A 20684-nucleotide genomic window follows, 5' to 3' on the forward strand; every position below is an offset into this window, starting at 1 on the left:
GAGAGACATGACCGATATCGACTGGGATGAACTGCGTCAGGTCGCGACTGACGCGATGACGAAGGCGTACGCGCCCTACTCGCGCTACAAGGTCGGAGCCGCCGCGCTCGTCGGAGACGGTCGCATCGTCGCCGGCTGCAACGTCGAGAACGCCTCCTACGGTGTGACCCTGTGCGCCGAGTGCGCGCTCGTCGGCGACCTGCACATGTCGGGCGGCGGCCAGCTCGTGGCCTTCGTCTGCGTGAATAACGACGGACAGACCATCATGCCGTGCGGCCGCTGCCGTCAACTGCTCTTCGAGCACGCGATGCCCGGGATGCTGCTGGAGACCGTGTCCGGCATCCGTACGATCGACGAAGTCCTGCCGGACGCGTTCGGCCCCCGAGACCTGGAGGACGCCCGATGAGCGTTGAGCCCTTCGACGCCGTCGACGTGATCCGCGCGAAGCGCGACGGGGGAGCGGTGTCCGAGCCGGCCCTGCGCTGGATGGTCGACGCCTACACCCGCGGATACGTCTCCGACGCGCAGATGGCGTCGTTCGCGATGGCCGTCTTCCAGCGCGGGATGGAGCGTGACGAGATCCGCGTGCTCACCGACGCCATGATCGCGTCCGGCGAGCGGATGCGCTTCGCGAGCCTCGGCAAGAAGACCGTCGACAAGCACTCGACGGGCGGCGTGGGCGACAAGATCACCCTGCCGCTCGCTCCGCTCGTGGCGGTGTTCGGCGTCGCCGTGCCGCAGCTCTCCGGTCGAGGTCTGGGTCACACCGGCGGCACTCTGGACAAGCTCGAATCGATCCCGGGTTGGCGCGCGGCGCTCAGCAACGACGAGATGTTCGCGCAGATGAAGAGCGACGTCGGTGCGGTCATCTGCGCCGCCGGCTCGGGGCTCGCCCCGGCCGACAAGAAGCTCTATGCGCTGCGCGACGTGACGGGCACGGTCGAGGCCATTCCGCTGATCGCCTCCAGCATCATGTCGAAGAAGATCGCGGAGGGGACCGAAGCCCTCGTGCTCGACGTGAAGTTCGGCTCCGGTGCCTTCATGCAGGACATCGACCGCGCCCGCGAGCTCGCCCGCACCATGGTCGCCCTCGGCACCGACTCGGGCGTCGCGACCACGGCGCTCCTGACCGACATGAACGTGCCGCTCGGCCTCGCCATCGGCAACGCCAACGAGGTTCGCGAGTCGGTCGAGGTCCTCGCCGGCGGTGGCCCCGCGGACGTCCGTGAACTGACGATCGCCCTGGCCCGCGAGATGCTCGCGCTCGCGGGACAGCCCGATGCCGACGTCGAGGCCGCCCTCGACGACGGACGTGCGATGGACAGCTGGAAGGCCATGATCCGCGCGCAGGACGGCGACCCCGACGCCGCCCTCCCGACCGCCCGCGAGACGCACGTCATCACGGCACCCGTCGACGGTGTCGTCTCGCGCATGGACGCGCTGCCGTTCGGCATCGCCGCCTGGCGTCTCGGCGCCGGACGCGCTCGGGCCGAAGATCCCGTGATCTTCGAGGCGGGCATCGACCTGCACGCGAAGCCCGGCGACCGGGTGAAGGAGGGGCAGCCGCTGTTCACGCTCTCCGCCGCCGACGAGGCGCGCTTCCCCCGTGCGCTCGAGGCGCTCGAGGGGTCGTGGGAGATCGGCGACAGTGCGCCGGAGTCGGGTCCGATCGTCCGCGAGCGCATCACCGCCTGAGAGTCGTCCGGGGGCGCGGCGCTTCGAGCGCTACCCTGAACTGACCGATCCGCGACCGAGAGGGAACACATGTCGATCGACGCGAACGGCGACGTCACCGTCCAGGGGGCGTCGCTGCGCGCCCTGCCCAAGGTGTCGCTGCACGACCATCTCGACGGCGCGCTGCGCCCCGCGACGATCATCGAGCTCGCCGATGCCATCGGCGTCGACGTCCCCGAGACCGACCCGCGCAGGCTCGGAAAGTGGTTCGCGTCGAAGAGCGACTCCGGGTCGCTCGTCGACTACCTCAAGACCTTCGACCTCGCGATCGCCGTGATGCAGACGAAGGAGGGACTCACCCGCGTCGCCAGGGAGTTCGTGCAGGACCTTGCGAAGGACGGCGTCATCTACGGCGAGGTGCGCTGGGCTCCGGAGCAGCATCTCACCCGAGGGCTCTCGCTCGACGACGCCGTCGGGGCGGTGCAGCAGGGCATCGAAGAGGGCGAGGATGCCGCGGATCGCGCCGGTCACAGCATCCGCGTCGGTCAGCTGATCACCGCGATGCGCCAGACCGACCGCGCCCGCGAGATCGCCGAGCTCGCCGTGTCGTACCGCGGCCGCGGAGCCGTGGGCTTCGACATCGCGGGCCCGGAGGACGGCTTCCCGCCGTCGAACCACCGCGCGGCCTTCGACTACCTCGCCGAGAACTTCTTCCCCGTCACGGTGCACGCCGGAGAGGCTGCGGGTCTCGAGTCCATCCGCTCCGCGCTGCTCGACGGCCGCGCCCTGCGCCTCGGACACGGCGCCCGCATCGCCGAGGACCTGCAGGTCGTCACGCAAGAGGGCGACGAGGTGCAGGTGCAGTTCGGTGACCTCGCGCGGTGGGTACGCGACCGCGAGATCCCGCTCGAGCTCTCACCGTCGTCGAACCTGCAGACCGGAGCGATCTCAGCGTGGGGCAAGACCCTCGCCGACCACCCCTTCGACCTGCTGTACCAGCTCGGGTTCGCGGTGACCGTGAACGTCGACAACCGCACCATGAGCGCCACCTCCCTGACACGTGAGCTCGCACTGCTCGTGGAGGCGTTCGAGTACGACCTCGACGACCTCGAGACCTTCCAGTTCAACGCCGCCTCCGCCGCCTTCCTGCCGGTCGAGGAGCGCGAAGAGCTCGTCGAGATGATCGGTCAGGGCTTCTCCGGCTGAGCCGCGAGGAGGAGGGTCGTGGCTTCCGGGGGGAAGAAGAATCGGCGCCGCATCGGGGTCGTCGTCGCAGTCGGTGCCGTGCTGGTCGTCGCAGGGGCGTGCGCTGTCGCGTTCGTGTCGATCAATCGTCCGCCCGAGGTGAAGGTCCCGCGCATCGAGGCGCAGCCGATCGAGAGGCCGCTGACGCCCGCCCAGCAGCTCGTGGCGGATGCCGACGACCCGCTCGCCTGCGCGGTCACGTTCCTCGGTGACGGGGCTCCCGTCGACCCGATGCTCCAGTGGCAGAGCGCTCTGTACGCCGGACTGCCGATCCCCGCGCAGGACGGGCGTGTCTTCGCGGGCTGGTACCCGACGGAGGCCGATGCTGCCGCGCTGTCGGCGGCGGTGCGCGTGAACGGCGCCGACCCCGTCGTGTGCGTCGACCAGCAGGTCGAGCTCTTCGCCGGATGGACGACGCCCGAGGCGAACGCGGCCGAGAACGCGAAGATCCCGATCCTCATGTACCACCAGTTCACGACCAACCCCGATGGGGAGTCCGGCTGGTTGCGCGGCAACTACGCCTACATCGGCGACTTCGAGGCGCAGATGAACCACATCGCGACCACGGGTTTCTACCTGCCGACGTGGGACGAGCTGAGCGCCTTCATCGACGGACGGCTCTTCCTCCCCGCGCACTCCGTCATCATCACCGACGACGACGCGGATCAGACCTGGTTCGACCTCGCCGTCCCGGTGATCGACAAGTACAAGCTGCTGTCGACCTCGTTCATGATCACGGCCTACCGACAGGATCCGGCTCCATCGGTATACGTGCTGCGCCGCTCGCACACCAACGACATGCATCAGGCCGGCGAGAACGGCAGGGGCCGCATGGTCAACTGGACGGCCGAGCAGATCGCGGCCGACATGAACGCGTCCGGCGACATCCTGGGCGTGCGCGAGGTCATGGCCTACCCGTTCGGTCATTACAACGACACGGCCAAGCAGGGCGTCGCGATGGCCGGTTTCGAGATGGCGAGGACGATCGAGCCCGGGTACGTGACCATCGGCACCGACAAGCTCGCGCTGCCGGTGGTTCGCATCGACTACGGCATGGGACTCGAGGCGCTGATCAAGCGGATCGGCTGACTTTCCGTCGTCCGCGTCCGGGTCAGCGTGCGTGCGACCCGGCGAAGAACTGCCGCAGAAGCTCCGCGACCTGCTCGTGCATCTCCTCGTCGGAGATCGTCGGGGTGCCGTCGCCTGCCTGCGGACCGTAATCCCCGAACGAGGCGTGCGACGCGCCGTCGATCTCCACCATCTCCGCATCGGCGGGCAGCAGGTCTCGGGCATCGTCGATCTTCGCGGGTGTCGACAGACCGTCCTCGCTTCCCGAGATGCTCAGGACGCGGAGGTCGGATGCCGACACGTCGCCGGCGCAGTACGAGCCGAACAGCACGAGAGCCTCGGCGTCCGTCGCGAGCTGGCAGGCGCGCACGCCGCCGAGGGAGTGACCTCCCACCGCCCAGTCGTCGATGTCGGGAGCCGCCGACGTGAAGGCGTCGAGGCCGCGAAGATCGAAGAACGCGAGATTCAGCCACGGGCGCGTGATGACGACGGTGACGCCGTCCTCGGCCAGACTCTGCAGGATCGGCGCGTACGCCCAGGGGTCGACCTTCGCGCCGGGGACGAACACGAGCCCGAGGTCCGACTCCCCGCCGGCCGGGGTCATCACGATGCCCTGCGGAGCGTCGGCCACGTCGATCGCGCTGTTGGCGCGGACCTCGGCGAGCGGCTCCGGCTCGGCCGCCATGACGCCGACCTGGCTCCAGATGACGATTCCGGCCGCGCCGAGCACGACCACCGCGACGAGGCCCCACACGATCGAGGTCAGGATGCGGTGACGCTTCTTCTTCACCGATCCACCGTACGTCCCGAACCTGTGCGATGCGCGAACGTCGTCGCTGGGATCGGCCCCCGGCACGCAGAACGCCCCCTGCCGATCGGGCGACAGGGGGCGTGGCTCTGGATGATCGGCGCGTCAGGAGGCGCGCAGCGCCGTCTGCCGCGAGGCGACCGCATCGCGCACCGCCGGGAACAGCGGATGCTCCGGGTCGAGCCCGGTCGTGCGGGTGGTGAACGCCTCGGCGTCCTCCGCACGCAGCAGCTGCTGCAGTTCGACGGCCTGCTCGTCCTCGCGATCGTCGAACTCGAGCGCGGCGGTGACCGCTCCGACGAGGGCGATCGTCGGCAGACCGCGCTCCGCCGCCATCGCGGCCGGGCCGATGAACCGCTCCTGACGCGAGATCTTCCGCAGCGGCTGTCGGCCGACGCGCTGCACGGTGTCGACGAGCGACGGGTTACGGAAGCGCTCGAGGATCTTCGCCCGGTAGTCCGCCAGCTCTGCGGGGTCGAGGCCGTGTTCGGCGACCAGGACGGCAGAGGTCTCTTCGAGAGCCGCTGCCACGCGAGCGGCGATGTCGGGATCGTCGAGCGCGTCAGAGATCCGCTCGATGCCGGCGCGGGCGCCGAAGTAGGCCGTAGCCGCATGGCCGGTGTTGACCGTGAAGAGCTTGCGCTCGATGTAGGGCGCGAGATCGTCGACGAAGTGCGCTCCGGGGATGCGCGGCAGGTCCCCGCCGAATGCGCCGGACTCGATCGCCCACTCGTAGTACGGCTCGACCGTGACGTCGACACCGCCGTCCGCGGGCTGGCCGGGGACGATGCGGTCCACCGCGGTGTTGGCGAACACCGCGCGGGAGAGGAGCTCGGCGGCATCCGCTCCCGCAGCCTTCTCGACCTCCGCCCGCAGGGTGTCCGTCGCGCCGATGGCGTTCTCGCAGGCCATGACCTGCAGCGGCGCGGCGTCGGGGGAGCGGCGGGCGAGCCCTGCCACGATCGTCGGCGCGACGAAGCGCAGCACTGTCGGTCCGACCGCGGTGGTGACGACGTCGGCCGTCGCGACCTCGTCGGCGACGCCCTCGGGGTCGTTCTTGCTGTTCACGGCGCGGAACCCGGTCACGACGTGGTCGGTGCCCCCGGGCCCGGCCTCGTGCACCGTGTACGAGTCGGCGGCGTTGATCGCGTCGACCAGCGCATCGGCGACATCGGAGAACACGACCTCGTACCCGCCCTCGTGCAGCAGCAGTCCGACGAATCCACGGCCGATGTTCCCGGCGCCGAAGTGCACAGCCTTCATCGAACGGTCGCCCATCATTCGTTGACGGCCGAGAGCAGCGCGAACAGCTCGTCGGGGGTCTGCGCGGCGTTCAGCTTCGCGACGTCGTCCTCGTCGGAGAAGAGGATCGCGATCTGCGAGAGGATCTCCAGGTGCTCGTCACCCTTGCCGGCGATGCCGATGACGAACGTCGCCTGCTCTCCGGCCCAGTCGACGCCGCCGTCGTAACGGACGACCGACAGCGCGGAGCCGAGGATCGCATCCTTGGCGTCGTTGGTGCCGTGGGGGATGGCGAGCCCGTTGCCCATGTACGTCGACACCGTCTCCTCGCGCTGCCGCATGGCGTCTGCGTACGCGGGCGTGACGGCTCCCGCGGTGACGAGGATGTCGGTCGCCTCCTGCAGCGCGGCCTCCTGGGTGCTGGAGCCGGAGTGGATGCGGACCTGGCCGAGGGTGAGAACGCTCATGGTGATTCCTTTCCGAGGATTCTGCGGAGATGGGGGCGGGGCGGATGCCGTGGCACCCACCCCGCCCGGTCTGTCATTCGCCGGATTCGCGCTGCTCGCGCACCATCTCGACGACTTCTTCATACTGCGGCGCGTTCATGAAGTTGTCCACGGACACGTGCACCGAGTTCGGCGACTGCGCCTTCGCGCGGTCGGTGAGCTGCTGCTGCGTGATCACGAGGTCGGCCGTGCCGTCGAGGTTCGCGATCGCCTGGTTGGTGACCGTCACGCCCTCGATGCCCGCCTTCTTGAACTTGTTGCGCAGCACGCTCGCGCCCATCGCCGACGAACCCATGCCCGCGTCGCACGCGAACACCACGTTCTGGATCGGGGTGGTGGCGACTGCGGTCGCCGTGCCGGTGCCTCCGGAGGCCGACGATGCGCGCAGCGCGTCCATGGCGGCGGACGACTTGCCCTTGTTCGCCTCGGTCTGCGCGATCGCGGCGCCGAAGGTGTCACCCTCGGCCGCGAGGTCGCGCTTGCGCGAGGAGCGCAGGATGACCGCGGTGATGAGGAACGTGACCGCGGCGGCGATGACCACCGAGAGGTACACGACGAGCAGGTTGCCCACGCCCGAGCCTACCGCCGCCGCCGTCACGGCGATGATGCTGCCGGGAGCCGCGGGGAAGCCGAGGCCGCCGCCGAGGACCATGTTCGTCGTGACGCCGGCGGCACCGCCCGCGATGAGTGCGAGGATGGTGGTCGGCTTGCTGAGCGCGTACGGGAAGTAGATCTCGTGGATGCCGCCGAAGAACTGGATGACGGCCGCACCGGGGGCGGAGGCCTTGGCCGCACCGACGCCGAAGAACGTGAACGCGAGGAGCAGGCCGATGCCCGGTCCGGGGTTCGCCTCGATGAGGAACAGGATGGACTTGCCGGTCTCGGTCGCCTGCTCGATGCCGAGCGGAGTGAACACGCCGTGGTTGATGGCGTTGTTGAGGAACAGCACCTTGGCGGGCTCGACGATGATCGAGACCAGCGGCAGCAGGTTCAACGAGACGAGCCAGTCGACGGCCGCACCCAGAACAGCGCTCACGCCGAGCATGACCGGGCCGAAGGCGAAGAAGCCGACGATCGCGAGGATCATGCCGAGGATTCCGGCGGAGAAGTTGTTCACGAGCATCTCGAAGCCGGGGCGGATCTTTCCGTCCCAGAGCCTGTCCATCTGCTTGGTGATCCACGCCGCGATCGGACCCATGATCATCGCGCCGAGGAACATCGGGATGTTCGTGCCGACGATGACACCCATGGTCGCGATGGTCGCGACGACACCGCCGCGCTCTCCGTAGACCATCCGGCCGGCGGTGTTGGCGATCAGCAGGGGGAGGAGGTAGGTGACCATCGGGCCGACGAGGCCGACATAGGCGAGGAAGTTCCCGCCGTCACCCTCCGCGATCGCCGTCATGGCACCGTTCCAGCCGATGGCGGCCGAGTCTCCGCCGCCGCCGATGATCTCGGCGACCGGCGCCCAGTGCCACCCGAAGGGGCTGTCGGCGCCGAAGAATCCGGCCGGGATGAACAGCATGGTGATGAAGCCCCACGCGATGAACGCCGCGATGTTGGGCATGATCATTCCGGACAGGAACGTGCCGAAGCGCTGCACGCCTGTGCGGAGGCCGCCTGATCTCGTGGCGGCCGGTGACGTCGTCGTCATGATGTCGTCTCTTTCTGGTGAGGGAGGGTAGCTGTGGCTTCGACCACCGCGTGGCGCGCACCGGCGGCGTCGTCGGCCGCCAGTGCCCGTTCGGCGAGGCTCCGCGCCTCGTCGAGGGTTCGTTGGGACAGGGTGTGGCGCACGTCCGCCAGGGCGGACGGGGCCATCGAGAGGCTCGTCGCGCCGAGGCCGACGAGCACGACGGCGAGCAGCGGGTCTGCTGCCGCCTCGCCGCAGATGCCGACAGGCTTGCCGAGGCGGGCGCCCGCGGCGCCGACCTCCCGGACCAGGCGCAGCACAGCGGGGTGCCACGGGTCCTGGAAACCGGCGACCGAGCCGAGGAGGCGGTCGGCGGCCATCGTGTACTGCGTGAGGTCGTTGGTGCCGATCGAAGCGAAGTCGGCATGGGCGAGCACGCGATCGGCGAGCAGCGCGCTCGAGGGGACCTCGACCATCACCCCCGCCGTCTTGAGCCCGTACTCGCGCGCGAGAGAGGTGAAGTAGGCGGTCTCCTCGACCGTGGCCACCATGGGGGCCATGACCCACAGCTCGGCCTCGGTCTCGGCATCCGCCTCTGCGAGCGCAGTGAGCTGCTCGCGCAGGATGTCCTCGCTGGCGCGGAGCGCGCGGAGCCCACGGAGTCCGAGTGCCGGGTTCTCCTCGTGCGCGTCGTTGAGGAACGCGAGGGGCTTGTCGGCGCCGGCGTCGAGCATGCGCACGACGACCTTCTTGCCGGGGAACGCGGCCAGCAGGTCGCGGTACGCCTCGCGTTGCTGCGCGACCGTCGGCGCCTGCGACGACGACAGGAAGAGGAACTCGGTGCGGAACAGCCCGACGCCCTCGGCCCCGCGTTCGACGGCATCGGCTGCGTCTGCAGGCTTTCCCAGGTTCGCCAGCAGCGGGATCAGCGTGCCGTCGGCGAGGGCGCCGGGAGTCAGGGGTGCGGCGTCCGCCGAGCGGCGGGCCGCGGCGCGCTGTTCGGCGCGCTCCTTCTCGTCGTCTGACGGGTCGACCGTGACGATGCCGGCCGCTGCGTCGACGATGACCGGCTGGCCGGTCGAGAGATCGGATGCCGCGGCCGCGCCGACGATCGCGACGATGCCCTTCTCGCGGGCGAGGATCGCCGTGTGCGAGGTCGGCCCTCCGTCGAACGTGACGAGAGCGAGCACCTGGTCGAGGTTCAGCAGCGCCGTGTCGGCCGGCGCGAGGTCGCGCGCGACGAGCACGAACGGGTGTCCGGGGTCGGGGACGCCGGGAGCGTCGACCCCGCGCAGATGGGCGAGGACGCGCTGGGCGATGTCGTCGAGGTCCGCGGCGCGCTCGCCGAGATACCCGCCGACGGCCTCGAGGGTCGCGCGGAAGCCGGCGAACGCGTCGTGCACGGCCCACTCGGCGGTCGCCCCGTCATCGATTCGCGCATCGACCTCGTCCTGGAGCGTCGGGTCCTCGGCGATCATCGCCTGGGCCTCGAGCACCTCCTGAGCCGATCCGCCGGCGGTCTCCCCGCGGGCGTTCAGCTCTGCGGCTACGGCGGCGATCGCCTCGCGGACGCGGGTGCGCTCGGCATCAGCGCCCTGCGTGCTCGGCGTGTTCTCGGGCGCCGGCAGCGCCTCGGTCATGCGGACGACAGGCCCCTGGGCCACTCCGAGACCGATGCCGACTCCGCGGAGCTCGGTCATACGGTCGCCTCGTCGTGGTCGGTCGTGAGCAGCTCCGTGAGCGTGTCGAGCACCGACTCTGCGTTGTCCCCGTCGGCGGTGAGCGTGACGTAGTCGCCGTGCTCGATGGCGAGGGCGATCACGCCCAGGATGCTGGCGGCGTTGACGGCCTTGCCCGAGTCCTTCGCGATCGTGACGGGGATGCCCGCCTCCTTGGCCGCCTGCGCGAAGAGCTTCGCCGGGCGGGCGTGGAGGCCGTGCGAGGAGCCGATCCGAACGGTGCGTGAAACGGTCATGATGTTCCTTTCGGGGTGTTCCTAACGTCGATGATCGAGCGGGCGAACGCGAGCGTGCGCGTGCCGTCCCTGTCTGCGAAGACGTCTGCGGGCAGCACGGCCACGGGCGCGATGACGGCGTCGCGGATGCTGTCGAGACGGTCGGCGAAGTGGGGGCCGAGGAGGACCAGGTCGTGGTCGCCGCGGTACACGGACTGCTCGGTGCCGGCTTTCGCCTGCCACTCCAGCCCGGCGTCGGCCGCAGCACGCCGCAGTCTTTGCGCGACGAACGTGCTCGACGCGCCGGCGCCGCACACCACGAGGATCCTCATCGATGCCACCTTCCTGAGAACATTCTGGGAACAGACGCTTCCGGGGTGCCAACACGTTCCTTTCCGCCCCCGCGGAACACCCGTTCCGGCGCACGTCGTCGCGGTAGCTGACATCATGGGAATCACGTCACGGACAGTGCAGTCAGCACGGGAGCGGGAGGATCATGTCGCGGCAGCGCCAGGACCAGCTCCTCTCCACCCTGCTGCGTCAGGCCTCGTGGGCGACGGCGGCGAGCCTCGCCGATCAGCTGGGCGTGACGCCGCGGAGCGTCCGGTCGTACGTGTCGGCCGTGAACGCGCGCACGGCCGGCGCTGATGCGATCGAATCCGGCCCGGCGGGGTACCGGGCAGGTCCGGCGGCGCGTGACGCGCTGCGCGCGCGGCAGGCGGGGGAGTCGGCACCGCGCGACCGTCTGCATGCGCTCATCCGCGCGCTGCTCGATGACCCATCGGGCATCGATGTCTTCGCGATGGCCGAGCGGCTGCACGTCAGCGAGGCCACGCTCGAATCCGACCTTGCCCGCGTGCGCGGTCTGCTCGACGACACCGACCTCGCGCTCGAGCGGGACCGTGAGGTCGTCCGATTGCGGGGCAACGAGGCCGCGCAGCGGCGTCTGCTCAGCCGCCTCGCGCACGACGAGATGGACGCCGCGTCGTTCCACCCCGAGACCTTCCGCCGCGCGCTCGCCGGCAGCGCCGTGTCGGCACAGGCCGTTGCTCCTTTCAAATCCGAGCTGGTCCGCGAGCTGGGAGCGCTCGGCTACTTCGTCAACGAGCTCGCCATCTCCGACGTCCTGCTGCATATCGCGATCGCCGCCGATCGGGTGGCATCCGGGCACGCCCTCGAATCGGCATCCACGAGTGCGCGTCCCGAGATCCCCGAGGTCGGCGCGATCATCGCCCGCCTCGCTCAGGACCACTTCGCCGTCGCGCTGGGGGAGGGCGACAGCGGGCACCTGGCGTCGCTCGTCCTCACCCGCATCGTTGCGCCGGGTCAGGACGCGACGAGGGAGGTCGCGCGCAGCGGCGTCGACCCGGCGGTGGAGTCGGCCGTCCGCGACGAGATCGCCCGCGCCGCCGACGACTTCCAGGTCGATCTGCTCGACGAGACGTTCGTGCTGCGACTGGCCCTGCACGTCCAGAACCTGCTGCGGCGCGCGGAGGAGAGCGCGCTCACCCGCAATCCGCTCACGCGGTCGCTGAAGACCTCCTACCCGATGATCTTCGAGGTCGCCGTCTCGATCGCGAGCGGCCTCCACGACCGGCTCGGCACACCGATCCACGACGACGAGATCGCCTACATCGCCATGCACGTGGGCGGCAGGCTCGAACGCAGCCGCAAGGCCGAGTCGATCCTCACGGCCACGATCGTCTGCCCCGGCTACTACGAGCTGCACGAGCTGCTGCGGTCCAGCGTCGACCGTTCGCTCGGCTCGGCGATCGAGGTCACGAGCGTCGTGACCAACGTCGATCCCGACTGGGCGTCGTTCGACACCGACCTCGTGCTCAGCACGATCGAGCCGGGCGCGACCGGCGATCGCTTCGTGCGGATCCAGCCCTTCCTCACGGATGCCGATGTCGACCGCATCCAGCAGGCGGCCGCCCGTGTGCGGCGGGCGCGCCGTCTCGCGCGACTGCGGACCGAGCTCGCGCGCTACTTCGTCGCCGAGGCGTTCGTGCATCCGCTCCCCGACGAGGGCGAGGAGGCGATCATCCGACGCCTCGGCGGACTGCTCTCGGACGCAGGACTCATCGGCGCGGACTACATCGAGAACACCATCGCCAGGGAGCGCATGTCGTCCACTGCGTTCACGGATGCTCTCGCCGTGCCCCACGCGCTGCAGATGACGGCCGCGCGCACCGCCATCGCGATCGGCGTCGCCGACGGATCGGCGGCATGGGGGGAGGGGCGCGTGCAGGTCGTCGCGCTCGCCGCGTTCAGCGAGAGCGACCGCGCCGCGTTCCAGACCGTGTTCGAGCAGCTCGTCGAGGTGTTCAGCGAGCGGGAGAGCGTGCAGCGCATCGTGCGCCGGGGCACGACCTACGAGGCCTTCCTCGACGAGCTCGTCGCCGTGATCGACGGCTGATCGCAGACAGGACGACGCGCGCGATCAGCGACGCGGGTCGAGCACCTCGACGAGTGTGTCGAGCACGGCATCCGCACCCGACGATTCCGAGGTCTCGAGAACGACCGCGTCGCCCTCGGCGAGTCCCAGATCCATGATCGCGAGCACGCTGCTGAGGTCGACCACCGAGCCCGTCGTCGTCGTGAGCGTCACCGGGTGGGGGTGCGCCTGCACGAGCCGGACGAGCTCGGCGACGGGTCTGGCGTGCACGCCGTTGTGCGCGCTGATGACCACGTGTCTCTTCGGCATGGCGTCCTAGGAGCGCTCCGCCAGGAGTGCCCGCACCGCGCTCTCGAGTTCGTGCACCCGCTCGGCCGCCTGCGCGGCGGACTCGCCCGCCGCGTCGATGTAGACCTTGAGCTTGGGCTCCGTGCCGCTGGGGCGCACGATGATGCGTGACCCGTCGGCCAGCCGATAGCGCAGGACGTCGCCGGAGGGCTGCCCCTCCGCCGCGCGCAGCAGGTCGTCCGCCGTCGAGACCGCCTGCGACCCGAAGCCGGCGGGTGCCGATGCGCGCAGCGAGGCCATCACCTTCCCGATCACCGACAGGTCGTCCACGCGCACCGACACCTGGCCGCTCGAGTAGTGGCCGTAGGTGTCGCCGAGCTCGGCGAGAAGGCCTGCGAGGTCGGTGCCACGGTCCCGCGCTTCCGCCGCGAGGCCGAGGATCGCGACGACGGCCGAGATCCCGTCCTTGTCCCGCACCGTGTCGGGATTGACGAGATATCCGAGCGCCTCCTCGAAGCCGAACACGATCCCCGGAGCGCGGGAGATCCACTTGAAGCCCGTGAGGGTCTCGTGGAAGTCGAGTCCGTGATGCGCGGCGATCGCTCCGAGTCCCGGCGACGACACGAGCGAGCATGCCAGGGAGGCGCCGGGTGTTCCGGCGGCAGCGCGTGCCGCGCGGGCGCCGAGGAGCAGCCCGACCTCGTTGCCGGACAGTCTGCGCCAGCCGTTCTCGGCATCCGCGTCCGGGATCGCGACCGCGAGACGGTCGGCATCCGGGTCGTTCGCGAGGATGAAGTCGGCCTGCACGCGGCGGGCCTTCGCGAACGCCAGATCCATCGCGCCCGGCTCCTCCGGGTTGGGGAACGACACGGTCCGGAAGGTGGCGTCGGGCTCGAGCTGCTCCCCGACGACCATCGGCTGCGGGTATCCGGCGGCGCGCACGATGCGCGACACCGTCTCCCACCCCACGCCGTGCATCGCGGTGTACACCCAGCGCAGACCGGATGCCGAGGCCGGCGCCGGTGCGACGGACGCCGTCGCGGTCACGTACGCCTCGACGATCTCCTCGCCGGCCGTCTCGTATGACGTCGAGCGCGGGAGCGCCGTGACGTCCCCGGCGTCGGCGATGCGCTGGATGTGCGCTGCGATCTCGGCATCCGCCGGAGAGACGATCTGCGAGCCCTGGTCCGCCCCGCCGAGGTACACCTTGTAGCCGTTGTCGTTCGGCGGGTTGTGCGATGCGGTCACCATCACACCGGCGTCCGCTCCGAGGTGCCGCACCGCGAACGCGAGCACGGGCGTCGGGAGCAGGCGGGGGAGGATGATCGCCCGCAGGCCCGCCCCGGCGAACAACTCGGCGGAGTCGGTCGCGAACACACGCGAGTTGCGGCGGCCGTCGTAGCCGATGACGACCGTCGGCGTGCCGCCCTGCCCGCGCTCGCGAAGGTACGACGCGAAGCCGGCGGCCGCCTGGGCGACGAGAACGCGGTTCATGCGGTTGCTGCCGGCGCCGAGCGCGCCGCGCAGTCCCGCCGTGCCGAACGCGAGGCGGGAGCCGAACCGGTCGTCGAGGTCGGCGCGTGCGGCCTCGTCGCCCGAGGCCGCGCGCGTGATCACGCCGGCCAGTTCATCGCGGGTCTCGTGGTCGGGGTCCTGCCGCAGCCAGGCGCGCGCCTGCTCGAGGCGCTGCTCGCTCACAGCGCCTCGACCACTCGGGCCAGCAGCGCCGAGATGACGGGCTCGGCCTCGCGGCCCGCCTCGATCACCTCCGCGTGGCTGAGCGGTGTCTTCTGGATGCCGGCGGCGAGGTTCGTGATGAGCGAGAAGCCGAGGATCTCCATGCCCGCCTCGCGGGCGGCGATCGCCTCCAGGGCGGTCGACATGCCGACGATGTGCCCGCCGATGTGCTTCGCCATCTGCACCTCCGCCGGGGTCTCGTAGTGAGGGCCGCGGAACTGCGTGTACACGCCCTCGTCCAGCGACGGGTCGACACTGCGTGCGATGTCGCGCAGGCGAGACGAGTACAGGTCGGTGAGGTCGATGAAGGTCGCGCCCTCGAGCGGCGAGTCGGCCGTCAGGTTGATGTGGTCGCTGATGAGCACCGGCTGACCGGGCTTCCAGGTCTCGCGCACGCCGCCCGCGCCGTTCGTGAGAACCATGATCCGGGCGCCCGTGGCCGCTGCCGTGCGGACCGAGTGGACGACCCGGCGGACGCCGAGTCCCTCGTAGTAGTGCGTGCGGGCTCCGATGACGAGGACGTTCTTGCCGTCGGGCGTGCGGATGCTGCGGAGAGTGCCGACGTGTCCCTCGAGCGCCGGCTTCGAGAAGCCGGTGACCTCGGTCGCGGGGATCGTGGCGACGGTCTCGCCGATGATGTCGGCGGCCTTGCCCCAGCCGCTGCCGAGCGTCAGGGCGATGTCGTGCTTCTCGACGCCGGTGAGCCGGGCGATGTCCGCGGCTGCTGCGGCTGCGACCTCGAAGGGGTTCGCATTCGGGTCGTCGAGGGGGTTGCTGTGGTTTTCAGGCATGGATCCACTCTAGGAAGGTGGACGGCCGGGTGCCAGGATTGCGGGAGAATGGGAGGCATGTCTTCCACCCCCTTCGAACGCACTCAGCGCGTCGCCGTGCTCGGCGGCGGCCCCGGCGGATACGAGGCGGCCCTCGCGGCAGCCCAGCTCGGAGCCGAGGTGACCCTCGTCGAGCGGGTGGGCGTCGGTGGAGCGGCCGTGCTCACCGACGTCGTCCCGTCGAAGAGCCTCATCGCGACCGCCGATGCGGCCGTGGCGATCTCCGAGGCGTCCGACCTCGGAGTGCAGTTCTACGCCAAGGGTGAGAACGGCAAGCCGCTCAAGCCCGAGATCGCCATCAACCTCGCCGCCGTCAACAAGAGGCTCATCGCGCTCGCCGGCCAGCAGTCCGAGGACATGCGCTCGACCCTGCTCGAGGCAGGAGTGCGCATCCTCTCCGGGCACGGACGCCTCGAGGGCCCGAACGCCATCGTCGTCTCGACGGGGCAGGACGGCACGGACTTCGACCGGGTCGAGGCCGACACGATCGTCGTCGCGGTCGGCGCGTCGCCGCGTGAGCTCGATTCCGCGAAGCCCGACGGCAAGCGCATCCTCACCTGGACGCAGCTGTACGACATGAAGGCCCTGCCCGAGCACCTCATCGTGGTCGGGTCGGGTGTCACCGGTGCCGAGTTCGCGTCGGCGTACATGAACCTCGGATCGAAGGTCACCCTCGTCTCCAGCCGCGAGCAGGTTCTGCCCGGCGAGGACCAGGACGCGGCGAAGGTGCTCGAGAAGGTCTTCAAGCGCGGGGGCATGGAGCTGCTGTCGAAGGCCCGCGCCGAGAAGGTCGAGGTGATCGACGACGGCGTCCGTGTGACCCTCGCCGACGGTCGCACGGTCGAGGGCAGCCACTGTTTGATGGCGGTCGGCTCGATCCCGAACACGAAGGGAATCGGGCTCGAGGACGCGGGCGTCGAGCTCACCGAGCAGGGCAACATCCGGGTCAACCGCGTCGCTCGCACCTCGGTGCCCAACGTGTACGCGGTGGGCGACTGCACGAACTTCTTCCCGCTCGCCTCGGTCGCGTCGATGCAGGGGCGCACGGCGGTGTTCCACGCCCTGGGCGACATCGTGATCCCGCTGGAGCTCATCAAGATCACCTCCAACATCTTCACCGCCCCCGAGATCGCGACCGTCGGGTACTCGCAGAAGGACGTCGAGGAAGGCGTAGCCGACGGCCTCGTCTACAAGCTCCCGCTCGCCGCGAATCCTCGAGCGAAGATGATGGGCATCAAGGACGGCTTCGTGAAGCTCATCGCCCGCAAGGGATCCGGCACGGTCATCGGCGGCGTCATCGTCGCACCGAAGGCATCGGAACTCATCTACCCGATCGCCGTCGCGGTCGAGCGCCGACTGACGGTCGACCAGGTCTCGCGCGTCTTCGCCGCGTACCCGTCGCTGTCGAGCAGCATCACCGACGCCAGCCGCGCGATGCACCTCGTCAACGCGAAGATCAACTAGCGCGGGCGCGTCGCACGCAGAAGAGCCCCCGCCGCGGCGGGGGCTCTTCTCGTCGGCGGGATGCCGTCAGCTGATCGTGAGCAGCTGATGTCCCGCGGAGACGGTGGCACCGGCATCCGCGTTGATGTTGCCGATCACGCCGTCCTTGTGCGCCTGCAGGGGCTGCTCCATCTTCATCGCCTCGAGGACCACGACGAGGTCGCCCTTGACGACCTGCTGACCATCCTCGACGGCGACCTTGACGACCGTCGCCTGCATGGGCGACTTGACCGCGTCGCCGGATGCCCCGGCGCTGACGGAGGTGGCGTGGCTGCGGCGCGACGGCGGAACCGCGGCCGGGCGTCCGACCGTGCCGGCGGCGACCGCTACGCGATCGGGCAGGCTCACCTCGAGGCGCTTGCCGCCGACCTCGACGACGACCGTGTGGCGGCCCGACTCGGCGGCGGGGGACTCCAGCTCGCCGTCCCACGCCGGGATGTCGTTGACGAACTCGGTCTCGATCCAGCGCGTGAACACGCCGAACTCGCCGTTTTCCGCGGTGAAAGCCGGGTCGTTCACGACCTTGCGGTGGAAGGGGAGCACGGTGGGGAGACCTGCGACCTCGAACTCCTCGAGCGCGCGACGCGAGCGCTCGAGGGCCTCGGCGCGGTCCTTGCCGGTCACGATGATCTTCGCGAGCAGCGAGTCGAAGGCGCCCGAGACGGAATCGCCGGCGGTGACGCCGGAGTCCAGACGGATGCCGGGGCCGCCGAACGTCTTGAAGACGTGGACGGGTCCGGGCTGGGGGAGGAAGCCGCGACCCGGGTCCTCGCCGTTGATGCGGAACTCGAAGGAGTGCCCGGTGGGTGCGGGGTCGTCGTAGTCGATGGTGCCGCCGGCGGCGATGCGGAACTGCTCGCGGACCAGGTCGATGCCCGTGACCTCCTCCGACACCGGGTGCTCGACCTGCAGACGGGTGTTCACCTCGAGGAACGACACCGTGCCGTCGGCGCCGATGAGGAACTCGCAGGTGCCGGCTCCGACGTAGCCGACCTCCTTGAGGATGGCCTTCGACGCGGCGTAGAGCTGCGCGTTCTGCTCCTCGGTCAGGTAGGGCGCGGGAGCCTCCTCGACGAGCTTCTGGTGACGGCGCTGCAGCGAGCAGTCGCGCGTCGAGATCACGACGACGTTGCCCGCGGCATCCGCGAGGCACTGCGTCTCGACGTGGCGCGGCTTGTCGAGGTACTTCTCCACGAAGCACTCGCCGCGGCCGAAGGCGGCCACGGCCTCGCGCGTCGCCGATTCGAACAACTCGGCGACCTCGTCGAGTTCGCGGGCGACCTTGAGGCCGCGTCCGCCGCCGCCGTAGGCGGCCTTGATCGCGATCGGAAGGCCGTACTCCTTCGCGAAGGCGACGACCTCGTCGGCGCCGGAGACGGGGCCGGGCGTTCCGGGGGCGAGCGGCGCGCCCACCTTCTCGGCGACGTGACGAGCGGTGACCTTGTCGCCGAGGGCCTCGATGGCTTCGGGGGACGGTCCGATCCACGTCATGCCCGCACCGATGACGGCCCGGGCGAAGTCGGCGTTCTCGGCGAGGAAGCCGTAGCCCGGGTGCACGGCGTCGGCGCCGGCGCGTCGGGCGACCGAGAGGATCTTCTCGATCTGCAGGTAGGTCTCCGCGCTGGTGGCGCCCCCGAGGGCGTAGGCCTCGTCGGCGAGACGGGTGTGCAGCGCATCGCGGTCCTGGTCAGCGTAGACGGCGACCGACGCGATCCCGGAGTCCCGGGCGGCACGGATGATGCGTACGGCGATCTCGCCGCGGTTGGCGATGAGCACCTTGGCGATAGCAGGCATGGTTGCCAGCCTAGCGAGAAGAGTGCCGATCGCTTTGACGACTCCCCACAAGAAAGATCCGGAAACGTGGAGGGGACTCTACGACCACAGGTCGGTCCAGCGGACCCCCAGCTCGGCGGCCAGACGGCGCACGGTCGACAGCGACATGCCCACCACCGTTGACGGGTCGCCCTCGACCCGGGTGATGAACGCTCCGCCCAGGCTGTCGACCGTGAAGGCGCCGGCCACATGCAGCGGCTCGCCCGAGGCGACGTAGGCCTCGATCTCGGCATCGGACACGTCGTCGGCGAAGGTCACCGAGGCCTCGGCCGTCGCGGTCGCCTCCACCGGATCGAGGCCGGGTGAGACACGGAACACGGAGTGGCCGGAGTGCAGGATGCCGGTCGCGCCCCGCATCTCCCGCCAGCGCCGGGTCGCCTCTTCCGGCGTGTAGGGCTTGCCGTAGACCCGGCCGCCGAGCGCGAACATCGAGTCGCCGCCGATCACGATCCCGTCGAACGACCCCTCGGACGCGAGACGGTGCGCGACATCGGCTGCTTTGGCCCGCGCGAGCAGCAGGACGAGCTCTGCCGGCGGGAGGTCGGATCCGCGCGCGGACGCCGCGGACGCGGCCAGCGCCTCCTCATCGACCCCCGGTGCCTCCGTGAGCGGCTCGATGCCCGCCTGCCGGAGCAGCATGAGGCGGGCGGGAGAGGTGGAAGCCAGGCAGACGCGCATGTGCACCACCGTATCCTCGAAGGATGACTTCTTCCCCGGACCTGCTCGATCTGGACATCACCGGCATCGCGCACGGCGGCACCTTCATCGCCCGCCACGAGGGCCGCGTCGTCTTCGTCTCCGATGCGATTCCCGGCGAGCGGGTGCGCGCACGACTGAACCCCGAATCGACAGGCTCCTCGAAGAGCTTCTGGCGAGCCGAGACCGTGGAGGTGCTCGACGCCTCACCGCACCGTCGACCGCACGTGTGGGCCGAGTCCGATGTCTCACGAGTGCCGGAGCAGCGCGCCGGCGGCGCGGATCTCGGACACATCGACCTCGCGCAGCAGCGCGTGCTGAAGCGCCGGGTACTCGGTGAGGCGCTCGACCGTTTCGCCGGACCGGGGCTCGACGCGCCGGAGATCGAAGCCGTCGACTCGGGTGACGGAACCGGGTGGCGCACCCGAGTCACCCTGCACGTCGACGATGACGGCCTGGTCGGCCCCTACGCCGCACGCAGTCACCGCGTCATCCCCGTCGATTCGCACCCGCTCGCCCGCCCGGCGGTCGCGGAGGCGGCTCTTCGGCTGAAGGGCGCTCGCCCGGGGAGCGTCGACCTCGTCGAGCCGGAGGACGGCGACGTCCGCGTCATCAGGCGTGACGCGCGGCCCGAGCGTCCTCGGCGCGGCACGAGCCGCAGGCCGACACCGGAGATCGTGCACGAGCGGGTCGGCGATCGACGGTTCCAGCTCGACGCCGGCGGATTCTGGCAGGTGCACCCGCGCGCGGCCTCGGTTCTCGACGCGGCCGTGTACGGCATCCTCGATGGACACGTCGACGAGGGCCGGACGCACTACGACCTCTACGGCGGAGTCGGGTTGTTCGCCGCGACGCTCGCGGACCTCGGCGGGACCGATATCGTCACCGTCGAGTCCAACGCGCGGGCGACCTCGCATGCCGCCGCGAACCTCGCCCCGCTCGATGTGACCGCCGTGACCGCGCGCGTCGACCGCTACCTCGCGGGCCTGCCGTCGGATGCCGCGGCCGGCGCCGTGGTGCTCGATCCGCCGCGGGCGGGAGCGGGACGCCAGGTCGTCGATGCGCTGAACGCGCTCGCGCCGGAGGCCATCGCCTACGTGGCGTGCGACCCGGTGGCCCTGGCCCGCGACCTCGGCTCCTTCAGGGAGCACGGCTGGCAGGTGCCGCGGCTCCGCGCCTTCGACCTCTTCCCGCACTCGCACCACTTCGAGGTCGTCGCCCTGCTGACCCGCTGAACGGCGCTCTCCAACGACTCGACTAATCAGTAGG

At 70.3% G+C, this 20684-nt stretch carries 19 protein-coding genes; 7 read left to right on the forward strand and 12 right to left on the reverse strand.

All coding sequences use genetic code 11. The features are described from left to right. The first annotated feature begins 7 nt into the window (after window positions 1-7). From RAC81_RS11260 to RAC81_RS11275, 4 genes are all read left to right on the forward strand, one after another. Window positions 8-406 carry a cytidine deaminase gene (locus RAC81_RS11260; protein ID WP_096713717.1) on the forward strand — a complete coding sequence of 133 codons (399 nt, stop codon included), beginning with the start codon at window positions 8-10 and terminating at the stop codon, window positions 404-406. Beyond that, window positions 403-1695 carry a thymidine phosphorylase gene (locus RAC81_RS11265; RefSeq protein WP_375082420.1) on the forward strand — a complete coding sequence of 431 codons (1293 nt, stop codon included), beginning with the start codon at window positions 403-405 and terminating at the stop codon, window positions 1693-1695. Before RAC81_RS11260 ends, RAC81_RS11265 begins: the two co-directional genes overlap by 4 nt. 69 nt (window positions 1696-1764) lie before the next feature. After that, window positions 1765-2880 carry an adenosine deaminase gene (locus RAC81_RS11270; protein WP_375082421.1) on the forward strand — a complete coding sequence of 372 codons (1116 nt, stop codon included), beginning with the start codon at window positions 1765-1767 and terminating at the stop codon, window positions 2878-2880. A gap of 18 nt (window positions 2881-2898) precedes the next feature. Beyond that, window positions 2899-4008 carry a polysaccharide deacetylase family protein gene (locus RAC81_RS11275; protein ID WP_375082423.1) on the forward strand — a complete coding sequence of 370 codons (1110 nt, stop codon included), beginning with the start codon at window positions 2899-2901 and terminating at the stop codon, window positions 4006-4008. Window positions 4009-4030: 22 nt separating this feature from the next. Here the strand turns inward: RAC81_RS11275 and RAC81_RS11280 are convergent, their stop codons facing one another. The 7 genes from RAC81_RS11280 to RAC81_RS11310 form a co-directional block, all read right to left on the reverse strand. Further along, window positions 4031-4777, reverse strand: a complete 747-nt coding sequence (locus tag RAC81_RS11280) for an alpha/beta hydrolase (protein WP_375082424.1) — start codon at window positions 4775-4777, stop codon at window positions 4031-4033. Between the two features lie 123 nt (window positions 4778-4900). Continuing rightward, entirely contained in the window at window positions 4901-6058 is a 1158-nt protein-coding gene (locus RAC81_RS11285) for a mannitol-1-phosphate 5-dehydrogenase (protein WP_375082425.1), read from the reverse strand. 14 nt (window positions 6059-6072) lie between these two features. Next, window positions 6073-6504: a PTS sugar transporter subunit IIA gene (locus RAC81_RS11290; RefSeq protein WP_096713714.1), complete on the reverse strand. Its 432-nt coding sequence runs from the start codon at window positions 6502-6504 to the stop codon at window positions 6073-6075. Between the two features lie 73 nt (window positions 6505-6577). Continuing rightward, on the reverse strand, window positions 6578-8197 hold the full coding sequence (locus RAC81_RS11295) for a PTS mannitol transporter subunit IICB (protein WP_375082426.1): 1620 nt from the start codon (window positions 8195-8197) through the stop codon (window positions 6578-6580). Continuing rightward, window positions 8194-9876, reverse strand: a complete 1683-nt coding sequence (ptsP, locus tag RAC81_RS11300) for a phosphoenolpyruvate--protein phosphotransferase (protein ID WP_375082427.1) — start codon at window positions 9874-9876, stop codon at window positions 8194-8196. Before ptsP ends, RAC81_RS11295 begins: the two co-directional genes overlap by 4 nt. Next, window positions 9873-10151 carry an HPr family phosphocarrier protein gene (locus tag RAC81_RS11305; protein ID WP_375082428.1) on the reverse strand — a complete coding sequence of 93 codons (279 nt, stop codon included), beginning with the start codon at window positions 10149-10151 and terminating at the stop codon, window positions 9873-9875. The genes ptsP and RAC81_RS11305 overlap by 4 nt, the downstream gene beginning before the upstream one ends. Beyond that, entirely contained in the window at window positions 10148-10462 is a 315-nt protein-coding gene (locus RAC81_RS11310) for a PTS sugar transporter subunit IIB (RefSeq protein WP_375082429.1), read from the reverse strand. Before RAC81_RS11310 ends, RAC81_RS11305 begins: the two co-directional genes overlap by 4 nt. Before the next feature lie 164 nt (window positions 10463-10626). Here RAC81_RS11310 and RAC81_RS11315 point away from each other — a divergent pair, with 164 nt between their 5' ends. Continuing rightward, window positions 10627-12549, forward strand: a complete 1923-nt coding sequence (locus RAC81_RS11315) for a BglG family transcription antiterminator (protein WP_375082430.1) — start codon at window positions 10627-10629, stop codon at window positions 12547-12549. 24 nt (window positions 12550-12573) lie between these two features. Here RAC81_RS11315 and RAC81_RS11320 read toward each other — a convergent pair whose 3' ends face one another. Genes RAC81_RS11320 through RAC81_RS11330 form a run of 3 tightly spaced genes read right to left on the reverse strand, consistent with a single transcriptional unit; the run spans window position 12574 to window position 15344 of the window. Then, a complete protein-coding gene (locus tag RAC81_RS11320; RefSeq protein ID WP_375082431.1) occupies window positions 12574-12837 on the reverse strand; it encodes an HPr family phosphocarrier protein in 264 nt (87 codons plus the stop codon). Window positions 12838-12843: 6 nt separating this feature from the next. Continuing rightward, window positions 12844-14514 (reverse strand): phospho-sugar mutase, encoded by a 1671-nt coding sequence (locus tag RAC81_RS11325; protein ID WP_375082432.1) that lies wholly within the window; start codon window positions 14512-14514, stop codon window positions 12844-12846. Continuing rightward, complete coding sequence (locus RAC81_RS11330) at window positions 14511-15344, reverse strand: purine-nucleoside phosphorylase (protein WP_375082433.1); 834 nt, start codon at window positions 15342-15344, stop codon at window positions 14511-14513. Before RAC81_RS11330 ends, RAC81_RS11325 begins: the two co-directional genes overlap by 4 nt. Before the next feature lie 48 nt (window positions 15345-15392). Between RAC81_RS11330 and RAC81_RS11335 the strand changes: the two genes are divergently transcribed. Continuing rightward, on the forward strand, window positions 15393-16847 hold the full coding sequence (locus tag RAC81_RS11335) for an NAD(P)H-quinone dehydrogenase (protein WP_251587428.1): 1455 nt from the start codon (window positions 15393-15395) through the stop codon (window positions 16845-16847). A gap of 66 nt (window positions 16848-16913) precedes the next feature. Here the strand turns inward: RAC81_RS11335 and RAC81_RS11340 are convergent, their stop codons facing one another. Further along, the gene (locus RAC81_RS11340) at window positions 16914-18680 is read right to left on the reverse strand and encodes an acetyl/propionyl/methylcrotonyl-CoA carboxylase subunit alpha (protein ID WP_375082434.1); all 1767 of its coding nucleotides are present in this window, start codon (window positions 18678-18680) and stop codon (window positions 16914-16916) included. Between the two features lie 78 nt (window positions 18681-18758). Continuing rightward, window positions 18759-19397 carry a Maf family protein gene (locus RAC81_RS11345; RefSeq protein WP_375082525.1) on the reverse strand — a complete coding sequence of 213 codons (639 nt, stop codon included), beginning with the start codon at window positions 19395-19397 and terminating at the stop codon, window positions 18759-18761. 23 nt (window positions 19398-19420) lie between these two features. Between RAC81_RS11345 and RAC81_RS11350 the strand changes: the two genes are divergently transcribed. Next, complete coding sequence (locus RAC81_RS11350) at window positions 19421-20650, forward strand: class I SAM-dependent RNA methyltransferase (RefSeq protein ID WP_375082435.1); 1230 nt, start codon at window positions 19421-19423, stop codon at window positions 20648-20650. Window positions 20651-20684 lie beyond the last annotated feature (34 nt).

The organism is Microbacterium sp. CR_7 (assembly GCF_041954755.1).
Classification (GTDB): Bacteria; Actinomycetota; Actinomycetes; order Actinomycetales; family Microbacteriaceae; genus Microbacterium.